9 protein-coding genes are annotated in these 18858 nt (G+C 42.4%); 8 read left to right on the plus strand and 1 reads right to left on the minus strand.

What is annotated here, in order from left to right; genetic code table 11:
* Positions 1 to 27: 27 nt before the first annotated feature.
* Positions 28 to 1023, minus strand: coding sequence for an L-glyceraldehyde 3-phosphate reductase (gene mgrA / locus GSQ74_RS13720; protein ID WP_158994200.1), 996 nt, complete (start codon positions 1021 to 1023; stop codon positions 28 to 30).
* Between the two features lie 426 nt (positions 1024 to 1449).
* Here mgrA and GSQ74_RS13725 point away from each other — a divergent pair, with 426 nt between their 5' ends.
* From GSQ74_RS13725 to GSQ74_RS13760, 8 genes are all read left to right on the plus strand, one after another.
* On the plus strand, positions 1450 to 3393 hold the full coding sequence (locus GSQ74_RS13725; RefSeq protein WP_158994202.1) for a hypothetical protein: 1944 nt from the start codon (positions 1450 to 1452) through the stop codon (positions 3391 to 3393).
* 60 nt (positions 3394 to 3453) lie between these two features.
* Entirely contained in the window at positions 3454 to 4575 is a 1122-nt protein-coding gene (locus tag GSQ74_RS13730) for a glycoside hydrolase family 105 protein (protein WP_158994204.1), read from the plus strand.
* A 355-nt stretch (positions 4576 to 4930) separates the two neighbouring features.
* Positions 4931 to 9046, plus strand: a complete 4116-nt coding sequence (locus tag GSQ74_RS13735) for a hybrid sensor histidine kinase/response regulator transcription factor (RefSeq protein ID WP_158994206.1) — start codon at positions 4931 to 4933, stop codon at positions 9044 to 9046.
* Between the two features lie 191 nt (positions 9047 to 9237).
* A complete protein-coding gene (locus GSQ74_RS13740) occupies positions 9238 to 11631 on the plus strand; it encodes a glycoside hydrolase family 3 C-terminal domain-containing protein (protein ID WP_158994208.1) in 2394 nt (797 codons plus the stop codon).
* Positions 11632 to 11760: 129 nt separating this feature from the next.
* Positions 11761 to 14946, plus strand: a complete 3186-nt coding sequence (locus tag GSQ74_RS13745; protein WP_158994210.1) for a TonB-dependent receptor — start codon at positions 11761 to 11763, stop codon at positions 14944 to 14946.
* A gap of 17 nt (positions 14947 to 14963) precedes the next feature.
* A complete protein-coding gene (locus GSQ74_RS13750) occupies positions 14964 to 16946 on the plus strand; it encodes a RagB/SusD family nutrient uptake outer membrane protein (RefSeq protein ID WP_158994212.1) in 1983 nt (660 codons plus the stop codon).
* A 20-nt stretch (positions 16947 to 16966) separates the two neighbouring features.
* Entirely contained in the window at positions 16967 to 17992 is a 1026-nt protein-coding gene (locus tag GSQ74_RS13755; RefSeq protein WP_158994214.1) for a DUF5017 domain-containing protein, read from the plus strand.
* Entirely contained in the window at positions 17992 to 18855 is an 864-nt protein-coding gene (locus GSQ74_RS13760; RefSeq protein WP_158994216.1) for a hypothetical protein, read from the plus strand. The genes GSQ74_RS13755 and GSQ74_RS13760 overlap by 1 nt, the downstream gene beginning before the upstream one ends.
* Positions 18856 to 18858 lie beyond the last annotated feature (3 nt).

An 18858-nucleotide genomic window follows, 5' to 3' on the forward strand; every position in this document is an offset into this window, starting at 1 on the left:
TAATTGTATTTGGTCCTGGTAAATGATTTATCCTAAAATGTTGTTTATGGCGCACAGTTCTTCGTCGGAAAATGACAGATTTTCAAGGCACTTGATCGAATCCGTTAACTGTTCGGGTTTACTTACACCAACGAGTACAGAAGTAATCCGGTCATCTTTTAAAATCCATGAAAGTGCCATCTGTACCAGATTTTGGCCACGTTTAAGGGCCAGTTCATTCAGTTTTATCACTTTGGCAATTTTTTCGGGCGTAATTGCATATTCCTCAATAGCCCCGTTCCCGCGATGGCTTGATGCCCTTGAACCTTCGGGTATACCTTTTAAATACTTATTGCTTAAAAGGCCCTGGGCAAGTGGTGAAAACGGAATACAGCCAACGCCATTATCACCAAGTACATCCAGTAAACCATCTTCCACCCAACGGTCAAACATCGAATATTTGGGTTGATGTATCAGGCATGGCGTTCTAAGTTGATCTAAAATTCCAATGGCAGTTTCTGTTTCCGATGCGCTATAGCTTGATATGCCCACATATAAAGCTTTTCCCTGACGCACAATCAGATCGAGGGCTCCCATTGTTTCTTCCAATGGGGTTTGCGGATCGGGGCGGTGGTGATAATAGATATCAACATAATCCAGCCCCATGCGTTTTAAACTTTGATCTAAACTGGCTACCAGGTATTTTTTTGACCCCCAATCGCCGTAAGGTCCTTCCCACATTCCCCATCCCGCTTTTGTAGAAATGATCAACTCATCACGGTAGTTTTTGAAGCCATCTTTGAAGATTTTACCAAAAGTCTCCTCAGCCGAACCAGCTGGGGGGCCATAATTGTTGGCCAGATCAAAATGGGTTATTCCGCTATCAAAAGCCAGTTTTAAAATCGTACGGGCATTTTCCAGATTATCAATAGCGCCAAAATTATGCCATAATCCCAACGATACAGCAGGCAGCATTAAGCCACTTTTACCGCAACGGCGATAGGACATGTTTTTATAGCGCGTGGGATTAGGTATATAAGTCATATTTTTAGTTTTTAATGTGATTAATTACTATTTTATCTAATGTTTACAATTATCCCACTGAATACGTTAAATCATCTATGATTTAAACAGCTACGTTCCCATTGGCAATAATACTTGTTGAAAAGCAAAATATTAATTTCCAAAAGCTATTTGATTAATTATTCCCCCCAATTTAACTGATTTTTACCCTGCGGAAACTTTCAATCCATGTAGGTTTGATTTATAAAAGTTGCGGCTACACCTGTGTATTCGAAACGTCTCGATATGTAACAACAATTTAAAGATTCAAAGATGAAAACGAATCGCAGACCTTTGATCTGTAAGAAGAAAAACGGCCTCCCATTATGACGAAAATTTCGAACACTGTAACTTATTATGATTAGCGCCATTTATCCTTTAACTGTTTCCACATTTATATAATACTTAATGAATAGTAAAATCATCGTTTTTAGTCTTGCTGCATTTTTTACAGTAAAACAAGCTAAAGCCAGAATAGCATTGCCCGTTTTGCGGGATACCATGGACGTCGCAAAAACTGTGTCGCCACTAGAACCTTTGGATTTAAAAAGAGTGGCAGAGATAGCAGCTATGCTTCCTGTTAATCCGCAGGGCTTTGGCGAAACGTATCATAATCGAAATGCGTGGGATCAATTATATCAAGATACCCGATATCGAAAGATTATTCAATCTGCAGAATACCTACTTAATAGGTCATTTCCGTTATGGGACGACAAAAAATATTTAATGTATTTTACAAAAGGGACCAGGCCCGAAGGGGAAAAAATGATGAGTGATAGAACGAAATGGCTTACCCCACTTGTATGGGCTGAATGCCTGGAAAATAAGGGCCGTTTTATACCTACGATTGAAATGGTTTTAAATGAACTGATTCATCAGAAATCCTGGTCGTTACCAGCCCATGATAAAAATAAGCAAAATATAGAAGGGCGTAACTTCACTGTCGATCTTGGTGCTTCTGTACTTGCACATAATATAGCACAAGCTGTTTATCTACTGGATGACAAGCTGCCACCATCGTTACGTGCAGAAGTTTTGAATCAAATGAACAAGCACGTGTTTATACCGGTTTTGCGGTCAGTGGCGACGGGCAATAACGACCAGTATTGGTTAATCTGGACCAATAATTGGAATTCGGTGTGTCTTGCCGGTGTCACCGGAGCAGCTTTAGCAATTATTCCGGATAGAACGGAGCGGGCGAAGTTTGTAGCCATTGCAGAGCGTTATTCAAAAAATAGTATTGCCGGATTCACAGATGATGGTTATTGCACGGAAGGTTTGGGTTATTACGCATATGGATTTGGACATTATATTTTGCTTCGTGAAAATATATTACAAGCAACCAATTCGCGAATTGATTTATTTTCCAACCCCAAAATACGCCGTATCGCAGCTTATGCTCCTAATTTGGAAATTATGAATGATGTTTACCCCTACATTGCGGATTGTCACGTCGGGCTTAAAGCGCCCGCTGACATCCTTTGGTATTGCAGCCGTAACCTGGGGTTAGGACTTAAAAAATATGACACGCTTACATTTAAAGGAGCGACAAGTAATCTTGTTGAAGATATCATGCATGCGTTTCCAAATTCGGCATCTGAAAGTAAAGCAACTACCTCAAATTCAGATTTAGCGCCTGGGATTCGTTCCTATTTTAAAGAGCCTGGCGTCTTGATAGAACGGCCGGTTGCCGGTTCGAATTGTAATATCGGGGCAGCGCTGAAAGGCGGCAATAACAACGAAGCGCACAATCATAATGATATCGGATCGTTTAGTGTTGTAATCGGTGACGAAATGCTGATGGGCGACCCTGGAGGTCCATTTGTCTATACTGCGAAAACTTTTGGCCCCGAGCGTTATATACTTTATAAATCTTTAGCCTCATATGGGCACCCCGTTCCGTTGGTCGCAGGAAAGGAGCAGCAACCAGGTGCTGTAGCACAAGCGCAGATCACAAGCACAGATTTTACAGAAAATAGGGACGAGTTTGCAATGGATATTTCTTCCGCTTATCCTGTATCCGGACTAAAGAAACTCGTAAGAACCTTCGTGTATGATAGAACTGGACATGGCTCCCTCGAAGTAAGGGATGATTTCAAATTCATGACAAGTCAGAATTTTGAAATTGCACTAATAACACGGGCCCAATGGAAGCAAATCGCGCCAGATCAGATTGAATTTGACGGCCAAAAACAGATAATGATCGCCACTATTCAAACCCAGGGGGGCTTCACCTTAAAATCTGAAAAAATTGAAGAAAATTCTCCGGTTTTTACTCGTATTGGAATTGTCTTAAAATCATCGGAAAAAGGAACAGTAACGGTTACTTTCAGACCGATTACCGCGAATTAATTACGAACGTAGTAGAACATTTAGATATTCCAATCTTCTAATAAAACAAATCATATGTCAATGTTAATAAAGACAACTGTCGTCCTATCAGTTTTAATAGTAGCTACCGCATTCAACACAGTATTGGCCAGTAGTTTATCTCCACCTCCCAAAGATAGTATAGTAACTGTAATGAAAAGGGTAGCGGATTGGCAATGGCGTGAAATAGAAACAAAGGGTTGGAGAAATGATCCGAAAGACTGGACAAGCGGCGCCATGTATGCTGGCATGATTGCCTGGGCCAGAGTTGCCAAAGACGATTTGTATTGGCAGAAGCTATTGGAAGTGGGCAATAAGAATGAATGGAAGATTGGTAAACGTAGACATTTCGCAGATGATTATTGCGTTGGCCAGATGTATGCTCAATTATATAAGAAATACAAAAACCCATTATACATCGCGGATTTTAAGTCGTTGGCAGATACACTGGCTGTCATCCCGCACAAGGATTCCTTGCTTTGGGTAAATAACGTCCATTTGCGTGAGTGGGCTTGGTGTGATGCGCTTTTTATGGGGCCGCCTGCCTTAGGCTACTTAACTGACGCCACCGGAGATCCAAAGTATCTGGAACTTGCCTGTAAGCTCTGGTGGAAAACCAGTGACTACTTATATAATAAGGATCAACATTTATTCTTCAGAGACAGCAGATACTTTACTCAAAAAGAAAAGAATGGGAAAGCGGTTTTCTGGAGCCGTGGTAATGGCTGGGTTATGGGTGGTATGGTTAGTCTGTTATCGATAATGCCAGCGAATTATCCGGATCGTAACCAGTTTATTATGCAATTTAAGCAAATGGCTGACCGTATCTCTGGTTTACAACAGCCTGACGGCACCTGGCATGCCAGTTTACTTGATCCAGGAAGTTATCCATCAAAAGAAACCAGCGGAACCGCTTTTTATTGCTATGTTTTTGCCTGGGGCATCAATCATAAGCTACTGTCCTATGATAAATATTATCCCGTTGTGGAAAAGGCTTGGAAAGCGCTTATTTCATCTGTCCATCCCGATGGTGAGCTCGGATATGTCCAACCGCAGGGCGCTGCGCCCGAAAAGGTAACGGCTGATGACACGGAGGTGTACGGTGTGGGGGCATTTCTTTTAGCCGGAACGGAAATGCTCAAATTAGAAAATAGTAGCCAGTGATTAGCAGTACTTGTTTATTAAAACCTATTATAATTCAGCAGTCTATTTACACTTTTTTGTTGTTCGTCAATTAGCGTTGCCAATTAGAGCTGCATATTGATAAGTAAACAACATTAATAAGTGTTTACTGACGAGGGAATTTATTTGAATTAAGCAATTGCATAAAGGCAAATACGCTTACATCTACCTTTATTGTGCGACTAGATTATTTGTGATGAAAATATTAAAGTCCTCAAGATTCGATTGCAGGTGAGGTTTAGTGTTTGGTAAAAATATTTCCAATTAATAAAATATCACGATAACACCACCAATAGCTTTTTAACCAAAATTGCGTAATTTAGGAGGTGAATAGACGATGAGAAAGGTTTTTGTAATAGGTATTTTGCTGCTTTTGCGGTGGTCTCCATCATTTGGTCAACTTTCCTTCGACCACCTAACGGTTGCCAATGGACTTTCTCAAAGTACGGTTCTGTCAATTTGTAAGGATAGCAGGGGTTATATGTGGTTTGGTACCCGTGATCGGCTTAACCAATATGATGCCAGATCGTTCAAGATTTTTAATCATGATTACCGGAATCCAGGCAGTATCAGTTGCAGTGATTACGTTTTTTCAATTTTCGAGGATCGGGAACAAAATTTATGGATAGGAACGGTTAAGGGTCTTAATCGCTATCAGCGTGAAAAGGATAAATTTGAAGAACTGCTGCATGATCCCGCTAATGCCGCCAGTATTACTGACAATAATATTTATTATATATTTCAGGACAGCCAGGGGGCGTTGTGGATTGGAACAAATAATGGCCTTAATGTATTGTCATCATCCACCTCTCGACGGTTTACTCACATTTTCAGGTACAGTAATGGGCATCAAGGGCTCACAGATAATCAAATTTATGCTATCTATGAAGATCACCTTCATAATATTTGGATTGGGGGCGCTGAGGGCCTAACCAAGATTGAACGGAAGAATGGCAAATTAAATTTCACCAGGTTCCATAGTACTAGTTACAAGCCCGACAGTTTACAAGGTAATGAGGTTAGAACCATTACGGAAGACAAACAGCTAAGACTTTGGATTGGAACCGAAACAGGAGGGCTCAATCTCTATCATCCGGAAACATCGACCTTTAGTCATTTTAAGCATGATCCGTTTAACGGCAATAGCCTTAGCAATAATGATGTGCGTAAGATTATGCTTGATCGACAGGGACAGTTATGGATTGGAACGATTAACGGTCTAAATATTTTAGACCCGGAAACGTTAAAATTCACCCACTTTGTTCATGATGCAGAAAGCCGAAACAGTTTAAGTGATAATTCCATAAAATCGATCTACCAGGACAATTACGGCAGTATTTGGGTAGGTACAACTTACGGTGGCGTAAATGTTATGCATGCGGACAATATCCCGTTTAAAGTATATCAACACAATGATTTTAAGAACAGTATCAGCGGGAATATTGTTAGCGCAATCATAGCCGGCCCCAAAAAGAGTCTATGGATAGGTACAGAAGGTTACGGCCTCAATTATTTTGATGAAATAACTGGTGTGTTTAAACAGTATAAGAATATTGCTTCGAACAAAAGTAGTTTAACCACTAATTTTGTAAAAACCGTTTACAATGACCGTGAAAATAATCTTTGGGTTGGTTTGCATCAGGGTGGACTGGAGTTATTTGATCCGGCATCAGAAAAGTTCAAACATTTTAGGCATAACAAAGGCGATATCAATTCTATTAGTAGCGATATCGTGAGTAGTCTGCTTGAAGACAGTTACGGTAGGTTTTGGGTTGGTACTTCGGAGGGGCTTGATATTTTTGATAAAAAATCGCAGCGATTCAGGAATTATTTAAAAGATGCTAATAAGCCTTTTATATTAACGCATGCCAGTGTGCGATGCGTTTATGAGGACTCCAGGCATAACCTATGGGTAGGTACGACCACGGGGCTTAATCTGTTATCACCCGGTTCGGACAAATTTAAAAGGTTTGCGGCTAACGAGCGAAAACCTGACAGCTTGAAGGTCGGATATATTAATTGTATAAAGGAGGACTCCGATGGTAATCTTTGGATAGGATCCTTTCACGGGGGACTTAGCCGCTATATTGCAGCTACCGGTGCGTTTCAGACTTATGGTATAGAGCAGGGCCTGCCAAGTGATAATGTATTAAATATTCAACAAGGCGATCAGCACTCGCTCTGGATTAGTACAGATAATGGCTTGTCACGTTTTGATTTGGCTACTAAAAAGTTCAGAACTTTTACCGTGAAAGACGGCTTGCCCACTAATGAGTTTAACTACAATTCTTCATTCAAAGATGCCGGCAATAACCTGTATTTCGGAACTTATAATGGGCTTGTTACCTTCAATCCAAAACAAATAACCCAAAACCATATACCACCCGTTATCCAATTTACAGATTTAAGATTATTCAATAAATCTGTTAAAATCGGACAGGAGAATGACCTTCTTAAGGAAGACATTAGTTTAACAAAGGAAATTGTATTCAAATATAATCAAAACGTCTTCAGTGTCGATTTTACTGCATTAAGTTTCGACAAACCTGATCGCAATCGCTTTATGTACAAACTGGAAGGATTTGAAAATAATTGGAACAGAGTAAACATTCCCTCTGCAACTTACACTAATCTTCCTGCCGGTGAATATGATCTGCTAGTTCGCGGCAGCAATAATGATGGAATATGGGGCAGTTCTAAAAGCCTGCACATTGTGATATTACCTCCCTGGTGGAAAACGTGGTGGGCTTATGGAATTTATACCATTATCTTTTTTACTACGTTATATTTTGTTATTCGGTTCTTCAGGCGTCAGGCACGGCTGGAGCGGGATCTCTATTACGAACAACTCAATCATGAGCGGCAGCAGGAGATTTATCAGTTAAAACTTGATTTCTTTACAAAAATTTCCCATGAGATCAGGACACCACTGTCTCTTATTTTGGCTCCGATAGAAAAAATGCTGATACAGGAAAGGAACAACCCGCAAATAGGCCATCAACTTAATTATGTAAAACGGAATACGGATCGGCTGATGCGGCTTGTTAACGAATTGCTGGATTTCAGGAAGATAGAAAGTGGTTTTATGAAACTCGATGTCGCTGAATATGATTTGGTCGCATTTTGCCAAAGTGTTTTTGATTCTTTTATTGAATTAGCGCTATCGAAAAATATTGTTTTCAGGTTTTCGCCGCCGCCAACCCCTGTATATCTTTACTTTGATGCCGGTCAGTTGGAAAAAGTTCTTTATAACCTGATTACAAACGCTTTCAAATTTACTCCTGATAACGGTATAATTGAGCTTTCGATCTTTCCGAAATCGGATGTTGTCGAGATTTTAGTAACCGATAACGGTATTGGTATAAGCAAGGAAGTTCAAACAAGAATCTTTGAAAATTTCTATCAAAACAAGCAGTCTTCGTCATCACCGGGCTGGGGAATTGGTTTAGCACTTGCCAAAAATATCGTCGATCTCCACAAGGGCTTGATTTCTGTGCAAAGCGAGGTTGCTTTAGAAAATAATCCGGGAAAGACAGAATTTATAATAACGTTGTTAAATGGAAGAAACCATTTTTCTGATGATCAATTATCACATCCCATTAAACCCAATGTAGATGCAATTGAAATTGGAGCGATTGAGGTAATTGCTTTTTCAACACAAACCGATAGTGATCCAATTGCTGAAAAACAGGTTATACTACTGGTTGAAGATAATTCGGATTTACGAGGTTTCGTCAAAGCGGCATTGTGCAGTACATACCAAATTTTCGAAAGTGAAAACGGACTTGATGGATGGCAGCTTGCGCAAAAGATAATTCCTGATATAATCATTAGCGACGTAGCTATGCCGGTGATGGATGGGTTTGAGCTTTGTTCGAGGATTAAAATAGATGAGCGCACCAACCATATTCCGGTAGTGCTTTTAACAGCGAGGGCAGATCAGCCTAACCATTTAAATGGACTAACAAATGGTGCAGATGTTTATATTACCAAACCTTTCAGTATGGAGGTATTGGAGCTAAATATCCGTAATCTACTTGCCTCACGGCAGGCCATGCAACAAAAGTTCTCTCGGCAGATTACTCTCATGCCAAAAAACAGGGAAATCGATTCGCCCGACGAACAGTTTTTAAATAAGACAATGCAGATTATCGAGTGTAATTTGGAGAACCCGGATTTTGACGTGGTGATGTTAGTAGACAAAATTGGCATGAGTCAAACTGTTCTCTACCGTAAGGTAAAGGCACTGACCGATATGACTATCACCGATTTTATAAAATCTATAAGGCTAAAGCAGGCAGCCTCAATGCTTACACAAAACAAACTGACAGTAGCGGAAGTTGCTTATTCGGTTGGATTTAATGACCGCAAATATTTTAGTAAAGAATTTAAAAAACAATTTGGTCAGACTCCCTCTGGTTATGTGACTAATGCACTTCTTGCCAGGTCATAAGTTTAAATTTCACGGTTTCTTTATTTTAAATTAATAAAGGCGAATTATTACCCCTATTTCAACGAAAAAATACTCCGTAAAAAATATGTTTAGATAGCAACTTCGCTATTGTAGTTGTTGCCGGGTTTTTTTTGAGCCGTTGTTTGCTACATATAAACTATTATTCATTTCCATTAACAAAACTTTTCTGCATGGCCCGTATACCATTACGCGTACTAATTCCTGTTTTTCTATTAACCTGTTTATCGTTCAAGACAGAACATTCCATTTATCAAAATGGTTGGATCGATTTGAATAAGAATGGTAGGAAAGATATCTATGAAGATCCGGCTCAACCCCTAGATGCCCGGATCAATGATCTTATTTCACAAATGACACTCGAGGAGAAAACCTGTCAGCTTGCTACGCTTTATGGTTATGACAGAATTCTTAGAGACTCATTGCCCATGCCTTCATGGAAAAAAGCTATATGGAAGGACGGTATTGCTAATATTGATGAGCACCTGAACGGGTTTATTAACTGGAATAAAATATCAGCTTGCCCATTGGCTACAGACATCAAAAAACACGTGTTAGCGATGAATGCCACTCAACGGTTTTTTATTGAAGAAACACGTTTGGGCATCCCTGCTGATTTTACCGACGAGGGGATACGCGGTGTAGAAGCTTATCAAGCTACAGACTTTCCAACTCAACTGAATATGGGAATGACCTGGGATAAAGACCTGGTGCACGAGGAAGGGCTGATCACCGGTATGGAAGCGAGGGCTCTTGGATATACGAACGTTTATGCGCCTATTCTCGATGTCGCGCGGGATCAGCGCTGGGGTCGCTTGGAAGAGGTCTATGGAGAAGACCCTTACTTAGTGGCACGTTTAGGAGTGGCAATGGCAACCGGCATGCAGCACGATAACCAAATAGCTGCCACTGCCAAGCATTTTGCAGTATACAGTGCAAATAAAGGTGCACGCGAGGGGCTGGCCCGTACTGATCCGCAAGTGCCACCACGAGAGGTTGAGAATATAATGTTGTATCCATTTAAAAAAGTAATCAAAGAGGCTGGGCTAATGGGCGTCATGAGTTCCTATAACGACTATGACGGCATACCCATTACGGGGAGTAGTTATTGGTTAATTCAGCGGCTGCGTGTAGATTTTGGTTTCAAAGGTTATGTGGTGAGCGATAGCGATGCCCTGGAATATTTATATCGCAAACATCACGTGGCGGCAAATTTAAAAGAAGCTGTTTATCAGGCATTTATGGCCGGGTTGAATGTGCGTACTACTTTTAGAGAGCCAGATAGTATTATCATTTATGCCCGTCAGTTAGTTAGGGAAGGTCGAATACCAATGGATACTTTAAATAGCCGGGTCCGCGATGTTTTACGGGTAAAGTTCAAGCTGGGTTTGTTTGACCATCCTTACGTTAAGGATCCCGACGCCAGCGTCAAGTTGGTGAACAATGCAGACCATCAGGCAGTATCGTTACGCGCTTCGCGCGAAAGTATCGTGTTGTTAAAAAATAACAATCATATTCTGCCAATCTCTAAAAACCAGAAGATAGCAGTGATTGGTCCGAATGCAACTAACGACAGTTATGCACATAATCATTATGGTCCACTGGCGACACAGAGTGTCAATATTTTGCAAGGCATTCAACAAAAGGTTGGTGTTAGTAATGTCAGTTATGCCATTGGATGCCAGCTAGTCGACAGAAATTGGCCGGAAAGCGAAATATTGCCACAAGAACCGACACCGGCAGAACAGGCTACTATTGACAGTGCAGTGAGTGTTGCCAAAGCAGCCGATATAGTTGTTGTTGCGCTGGGCGGAAATTCACAGACCGCAGGGGAGAATAAAAGCCGGACCAGCCTTGATCTGCCTGGCTTCCAGCTTCAGCTTATTAAAGCCATCAAGGCTGCAGGGAAACCAGTAGTAGTAGTTCTCATCGGATCTCAACCCATGACCATTAATTGGATCGATAAATATGTTGACGGCATAGTTTACGCAGGATATCCGGGCGCAGAAGGTGGAACTGCAGTAGCGGATGTATTATTTGGCGATTATAATCCAGGCGGCAAATTGACGCTTACCTTCCCAAAATCGGTTGGACAATTGCCATTTAATTTTCCCGCCAAACCTGGTTCCGAAACAGATGAGGGCGAACTGGCTAAAATAAAGGGTTTATTATATCCCTTTGGTTTTGGCCTCAGCTATACAACCTTTAAATATACTGATCTGGTAATTTCGCCAAATACGCAAGATATTAACGGCAACATCCAGATAACTTTTAAAGTAACTAACACAGGTACGCTGGATGGGGATGAGGTTTCTCAGCTTTATATCAGGGATGTGCTCAGTTCGGTGACCACGTATGAAAAGGTGTTGCGTGGCTTTGACCGGATACGGCTACATCCGGGCGAAACCAAAACGGTGTCGTTTACCATCGTACCGGATGATCTCAAACTCTATAACCGCCAGATGCAATATGTTTTGGAGCCCGGCGACTTCAAGGTAATGATAGGTGCTTCATCACAAGACATTCGTTTAGAGGGGAAATTTACAATAAATCAAGATCAAAAATGAGAGCACTAATTAATACCCCGATAAAAGCGAATTATTACCCCTTTTTAAAGGAGTAAAGCAGGAAATTAGATACAACTAACCAAATAATAATTATGACGCTAAAACTTTTAACTAAACAATTAAGCAACTATGAAAAAAATTCTACAATTTAAAATCAGGGTCTCATGGGCCCGGCGGCTCAAGGTCATTTTAAGCCTTGCACTGCTGATGGGAGCCTTCATCGATGCAGGAGCCCAAACTATTAAAGTCACCGGCTTGGTCAAAGACAACATGGGGCAAACCCTGCCTGGCGTCAACATTCGTGTTAAAGATAGCAAGTCGGGTACGGTAACCGATGCAACCGGAAAATATTCGGTAAGCGCCAGCAAAGATGCTACACTTGTATTTAGTTATATCGGGTATGTAACTCAGGAACAAAAAGTTAGCGGTCAGTCAACTGTTAACGTCACTCTGGACAGTCAGCAATCAGGATTAGATGAGGTTGTCGTTGTCGGATACGGAACTTCCAAAAAGAAGGACCTTACCGGCTCGGTCGGCGAAGTTTCGATGAAAGACTTACAAAAAGCACCCGTGCTTTCGATCACTGACGCGCTCGCCGGACGTGTTGCTGGTGTACAGGTTAACTCCACAGACGGACAACCCGGTGCAGCGGTAAATATCGTTATCCGTGGCGCGAATTCTATTACCCAGGACAACTCTCCGTTATATGTAATAGACGGGTTTCCGGTAGAAGGATTTAATTTAAATACTTTTAATCCCCAGGATATCCAATCTATTGAAATCCTTAAAGATGCATCGTCAACAGCGATTTACGGTGCCAGGGGCGCCAATGGCGTAGTTATTATTACAACCAAAAAGGGACTTGTTGGACCGCCTCAAATAGATTTTTCCACAACACAGGCGATAAGTAACAACATCAAGACGATGAAACTGATGGACGCTTATAATTTTTTGGAATATAACCTGGAGCGTGATGGAACAGCCGGTTCTGCGGCTAACCCAACCCCAACTTATTTATACCTGACTGAGCCTAATAAAACGCTCGCAGATTACCAAAACTATCCCGCTACAAACTGGCAGGCTCCGTTTTTCAAGCAGGGCTCACTGCGTAATTATTCATTGGCCATACGTGGCGGAACTGCTCAAACGCTTTATTCAGTTTCAGGCTCTATCGATAACGAGGATGGAACGATTATAGCAACCGGTTACGATCGTTATCAAGGACGTGTCACCCTTGATCAAACCATTAATGATCAATTGAAAGTAGGCATCAATGCGAATTATGCGCATATGTTACAATATGGTAACGGAACATCATCGTCGACCAATAGTGCTACGACCAACGTTTTATATAGCGTTTGGGGTTATAGCCCGTTAGCTACCTTTAGTGATGACGAAGCCATAGACCCAAGTACCAATACCTCTAATGATTATAAATTCAACCCGGTTGAAAACCAGTCAAATTTATTGAGAGACAACTATACCAATAATTTGAATGTCAATGTTTATTTAAACTATAATATTACGCCCGACCTGGTATTAAGAGTAACCGGTGTGCTCAATAACAACGTAGTAGAAAATGATGTCTTTAACAATTCCAGTACTTACTACGGCAGTCCGTTAACCAATCCTGGTATTACGAATGGCGTAAACGGTTCGACGGTTACTAGCAAAGTGAATGACTGGGCTAATGAGAATACATTAACCTACACCAAAACCTTTAACCAAGTGCACAACTTTGGTGCGTTGGTGGGTTTTACTGAACAGGGCGAAACCTCAAATATTCGGGGTTTTGGCGCCAATTTTTTGCCGGACGAGTCATTGGGTATTAACGGGTTGGATGAAGGTACCCTAAGCCCCTCGGCGACTCGTGCCAGCGGTTCATTATGGAATGCGGCCTCGTTTTTAGGCAGGGTCAATTATAATTATAAATCTATCTATTATCTGACGGGAACATTCCGCGCGGATGGCTCTTCCAAATTTGCGCCTCAGAATCATTGGAGCTATTTCCCATCCGGCGCATTTGCCTGGCGATTTACCGAAGAGGATTTCTGGAAAAATAAGAACATCCTAAGTGACGGTAAATTGAGGTTGAGTTATGGTTTAACCGGTAATAATCGCGTGGGGGATTTTTCTTATCTTTCTACCTCTTCCGTTCAACCTGGTCAAAGTTATGTTTTTAACAATACATACGTGCCCAGTATCATTCCTTTAACGCTAGGTAATCCCGATTTGAAATGGGAAACCACAGCACAATATGATGCCGGTCTTGATCTGTCCTTCCTGAATAGCCGGATCAACTTAACCACCGATGTCTACCGCAAAACAACATCCAACTTATTATTGAACGCCACCCTGCCGGCCTCGAGCGGCTATGCGAGTGCATACGAAAACATTGGTAGCGTCCGGAATCAGGGTTTGGAAATCGCTATCAATACAGTGAACATTGATCGCAAGAATTTTAAGTGGTCGAGCGGCTTCAATATTTCATTTAATCAAAGCAACGTGCTGGCGCTGGCAAATAACCAGGAATCGCTGACAACAGCCATTGCCTGGGATAATAACTGGTCCAGCATACCGGCTTATATTGCTAAAGTAGGGCAGCCGTTGGGGCTGATGTATGGTTATGTTTATAATGGTATTTACCAGTACAGTGATTTTAACAAAACAGCAACCGGCGGATATATTTTAAAAGATAATGTTCCTACCAATGGCAATACCCGTTCATCTATTCAGCCAGGCGATATCAAGTATAAGGATCTTAACGGGGACGGTGTGGTTAACGCTTCGGATTATACGGTTATCGGTCATTCACTACCCATTGCTACCGGCGGGTTCACTAACAATTTTACCTACAAAAACTTCGACCTGAATGTGTTTTTTCAATATTCCTATGGCAACGATATCCAAAACGCGAGCAATATGGTATTTGATGGCAATGCACTGAATAAATCTTTTCTGGAACAGTTTGACACTTATAGCAATCATTGGACGCCAACTAATACCAGCTCGCCCAACTACCGGGTGAACGGTTACTACGGCGGCGGGTATTCATCCCGTACCATTGAAGACGGCTCTTACCTGCGTTTAAAAACGGTTTCATTGGGCTATAACGTTCCCAAAGAGTGGTTAGATAGGCTTAAGGTAAAGTCAGCAAGAATATTTGTATCAGGGCAGAATCTCTGGACCTGGACAAAGTACACGGGATTGGATCCTGAAGTAAGCACTTACAATTCTGTACTTACCGGCGGATTCGATTATAGTGCTTATCCGCGGCCAAGAACAATTGCATTAGGTGCTAATATCAGTTTATAAATTAAAAGAACGACATTATGAAAAAGATAATCAGTTTAACATTAGCCTTACTGTGTATCGGTATGATTTCCTGTAAGAAATTTCTTGATACCACGCCGGTGGATCAACTGGAACAAGTGGATTATTATAATACAGCCGCTAAATTGAACAGTGCTTTAGCCGGTGTTTATCAGCCCCTGACTACCGCAGGTATTTACGGGGATAACATGTTCGATGAACTTGGCGGTCCGACTGACGAGGGTTTTTATGCCCGTTCAGCGCAAACCACCGATATGGAGGTGTATAATTTTGATTATGGCAACGCCAATTTGAGCGCCTACTGGACGCAGATATATAAAGGCATTGAACGTGCAAATATCCTGATCCAGAATATTAACGTCGCTCCAATGGATGCGACTGCGCGGCAGCAAATTTTAGGTGAGACGTTATTTCTCAGGGGATACTATTATTATTTACTAGTTACCAGTTTTGGCGCTGTTCCCTTAAAAACGGTTCCGACGCCATCTGTTAATGCGGTGAATATTCCGTGTACACCGGCTAAACAGGTTTATGCCCAGATTTTGGCTGATATGCAATCTGCTGAGGGGAAAGTAGCTACCGCTACAACATTGGGTGCGGGCAGTCATGTTTCTAAAACCACTGTGGAGGGAATACTTGCAAGGGTTTGTTTGTCCATGGCTGGCTATCCATTGAACGATGATTCGAAATATGCCGATGCACTGGCGTGGGCACAAAAAGTACAGGCATCAGGCGAACATACGCTTAACCCTAATTACAAACAGATATTTATTAATCTGGCACAGGATATCTATGATGTGAAAGAAAGTATGTGGGAGGTTGACAATAAAGGCACCGGTGCAGATGGTATGGGTAACGTTAACCGATTGGGGAATACCAACGGCATCGCGCTGTCAGTCAACTATAATACCATCGGTTACAGCTATGGGTTTATTGACGCTACATTAAAACTGTATAACTTATACGAACCCGGTGATCTTAGACGTGACTGGAACATAGCCCAGTTTAGTTACAATTCGGCTACCACGCCGGTATCTTACACTTATTTCACGCCTGCACAAATATATAACCGTAATTCAGGTAAATATCGCCGCGAATATGAACTTTCAGCGGTAAAGGCGAAGAATTATACGCCTATCAATTTCCCGATACTCCGTTACTCAGACGTATTGCTAATGATCGCTGAGGCTGAGAATCATATTAACGGCCCTGATCAGGTTGCTTATGATGCTATTAATCAGGTACGGCGTCGCGGTTTTGGTTTAAATCCGAGTACGCCGGTCGCATCTGTAAGTGTATTGAATACGATTACGCTGGCAACGACGGGCAATACCGGCTATCTGGCAACTGTTCCAGATGTTCAGGTGAGTTTCATTGGCGGAGGTGGTACAGGTGCTACGGGCTCGGCATCGGTAGGCACGAATGGAAAAGTTTCGGGTATTGCAATTTTATCACCGGGAAGCGGCTATACGGCTCCGCCGACTGTTGTGGTTGGTACGCCATGGGCGGCTGGTACCGCTTATACTGCCGGTACCCAGATTGTCAGCGGGGGCAAGCTATACACCGTAACCACCGCGGGCACGTCAACGGCAACGGCGCCGACACAAACATCAGGAGCTTCGTCCGCCTCTTCTACAGGCGCAGTGTTTACCTATGCGGGAGTAGCAGCCACTGCAACGGTGACAGTCGCTACTTCAACAGTAGATCTGGCAGGACTTAGCCAGGCGGATTTTCAACAAGCGATAGAGGATGAACGCGCCCGCGAGCTATGTTATGAGGCATGGAGAAAGTTTGATTTGATCCGCTGGGGTACTTGGGTTCAAACGATGAATGCGCTTGCAAATGAAATGAAAGCCGATGCAGGATCGTTTGCCTATGGTGCGCTGGCCGGTTCAAATATTACCAACAGAAATCTGCTTTATCCGATTCCGGCTTCGGAAATTACGGTTAACAGTGCTGCAACACAAAATCCAGGATGGTAAAACTAAAATCAAAAGATCAAATGTCAACATTAAAATATATCCAATTCGCCCGTTACCTATTGGTAACTGCGGGCATTCTGCTGTCTGCGTGCAGTAAGAAAGACAGTGTGACACCGGCAACGTTCGATGTCGTAAGCGCTCATATTAACGGAACTGCATCCAGTTCATTTTCAAGCAAGGACACCGTTTTGTTCAAGTTTAGCGGAGACCCAAACCAAATTAGTTTTTATTCGGGTGAAATCGGCAAACGCTATAATTATATCAACCGGATCACAGCAGCTGGAGATCCCCAGCTGCTGTTTAGTACGGTACGTGCCAATGGAACACAGTCAGGTTCCCTGTCACTGCTCGTTTCCAGTGATTTCAAAGGCGTGGTTGTCCGCACCATTGCCGGGGTTGTTACGCGCGATACCTTATCGACCAATGCGAATATTGCCGCAGCGACCTGGACGGACATTACCAGCAGGGCAACTCTTTCTACAGGGTCTACAACCGCGTTGCCTTCAGGAGTAATTGACCTGGCAGATTTTTCGAAGGGAAAACCGATTTATATAGCGTTTAAATACGATGCGGTAGCGGGATCCATTCAAAATAAATGGACGATCACGAATCTGTCAGTCAACAATGTGCTCCCGGATAGTAGCGTTTACACTATAGCCAGCCTTAACAGTTCTACTTCTGCCATCACTAATTACGGTAACAGCACCTATGGACCAGGTTGGGCGGTTTCTTTTGATCCCACAAAAAACGCCAATCTTTATGGATGGGTATACACGGATAAAACATCGCTGGTCATTACCGGTGCGGCAACTGCGGTGACGGCTACCGCAAATGCGGAGGCATGGGCAATTATGGGACCAATAGATCTTACCCGCGTTACGCCCGATATTGGCGTCAATATTAAGTCCATCACGGCCGCGCTTGCTACTTATCAATATAACTATGCTAAAGCAGGAACCTATAACGCGGTATTTGTAGGCGGAAATTACACGCCTACTGCTTCCAGTACAGTTGTTAAAAAAGCCACGATAACAATTACTCCCTGATGAAAAGATATATCCTGAGTTTCATCATCTGTGTGCTAACCTTTACAAGCGGCTTTGCTCAAAACGCAAAGCACGCTTTTAGGGTGTATGGTTTTATTCCTTACGCAGGCTACTTTCAGAACGGGCAACCGAAGGCTGCCTCCTTTAATGTGATGCAACAATACCTGGCCACGTTGGGCATCTCAAAATATAATTTAATTTATGAGAGCCGCATCGCCAATTTCCCGGATGGAAACAAGACCCATGGTGTGATCGATACGCCGAGATTACAGGGTTTTGCAAAACTTGCCTCGCTAGAGCCCGAAGTACTTGTTGCGCTTGACCTGGAAGGGTGGAATCGCTTTGATACGGTAAATACGACCAGAAAACTCATCGACGCGGTCAACACATTCAAGGCCATCAATAAACAATCCCCGGTTGGTTTTTATGCTACTGTACCGCAGGATACTTATGGTAACCCGAAGGATACGGTATTATGTAATAAGCTGAATAAAGCTTATGCGAATGTGGCTGCTGTCGTAGATTATTTCAGCCCCTCACTTTATAATTATCGCGGAGCAGGGAGAGATGAGTGGAAAAAGGAAGTCTTGTATAATGTAGCCGCATGTAAAAAATATGGCTACCCTCAAAAGAAAATCATTCCCTACATCACGCCGGAAATTACGATTAATGGCCATACTGAATTGCTCAACTATGACGAAATGTTATATCGGTTGAATACACTGTACGAATTGGGCGTTGACGGTTGCCTGTTATGGACAAGCAGCGGAACACGCGATGCCGATGGTAAGCGGCCGTTTGTAAACGAAGATGAAGGATGGTTGAAGGCCGTAAAGGATTTTATTAGACAACATAAGAGTTAAATC

It is taken from the genome of Mucilaginibacter sp. L196, assembly GCF_009765905.1.
In the GTDB taxonomy this organism is placed as follows: Bacteria; Bacteroidota; Bacteroidia; order Sphingobacteriales; family Sphingobacteriaceae; genus Mucilaginibacter.

Coding starts and splice junctions, on each gene's coding strand:
- mgrA (WP_158994200.1), bottom strand. CDS start 1,023: ATGACTTATATACCTAATCCCACGCGCTATAAAAACATGTCCTATCGC.
- GSQ74_RS13725 (WP_158994202.1), top strand. CDS start 1,450: ATGAATAGTAAAATCATCGTTTTTAGTCTTGCTGCATTTTTTACAGTA.
- GSQ74_RS13730 (WP_158994204.1), top strand. CDS start 3,454: ATGTTAATAAAGACAACTGTCGTCCTATCAGTTTTAATAGTAGCTACC.
- GSQ74_RS13735 (WP_158994206.1), top strand. CDS start 4,931: ATGAGAAAGGTTTTTGTAATAGGTATTTTGCTGCTTTTGCGGTGGTCT.
- GSQ74_RS13740 (WP_158994208.1), top strand. CDS start 9,238: ATGGCCCGTATACCATTACGCGTACTAATTCCTGTTTTTCTATTAACC.
- GSQ74_RS13745 (WP_158994210.1), top strand. CDS start 11,761: ATGAAAAAAATTCTACAATTTAAAATCAGGGTCTCATGGGCCCGGCGG.
- GSQ74_RS13750 (WP_158994212.1), top strand. CDS start 14,964: ATGAAAAAGATAATCAGTTTAACATTAGCCTTACTGTGTATCGGTATG.
- GSQ74_RS13755 (WP_158994214.1), top strand. CDS start 16,967: ATGTCAACATTAAAATATATCCAATTCGCCCGTTACCTATTGGTAACT.
- GSQ74_RS13760 (WP_158994216.1), top strand. CDS start 17,992: ATGAAAAGATATATCCTGAGTTTCATCATCTGTGTGCTAACCTTTACA.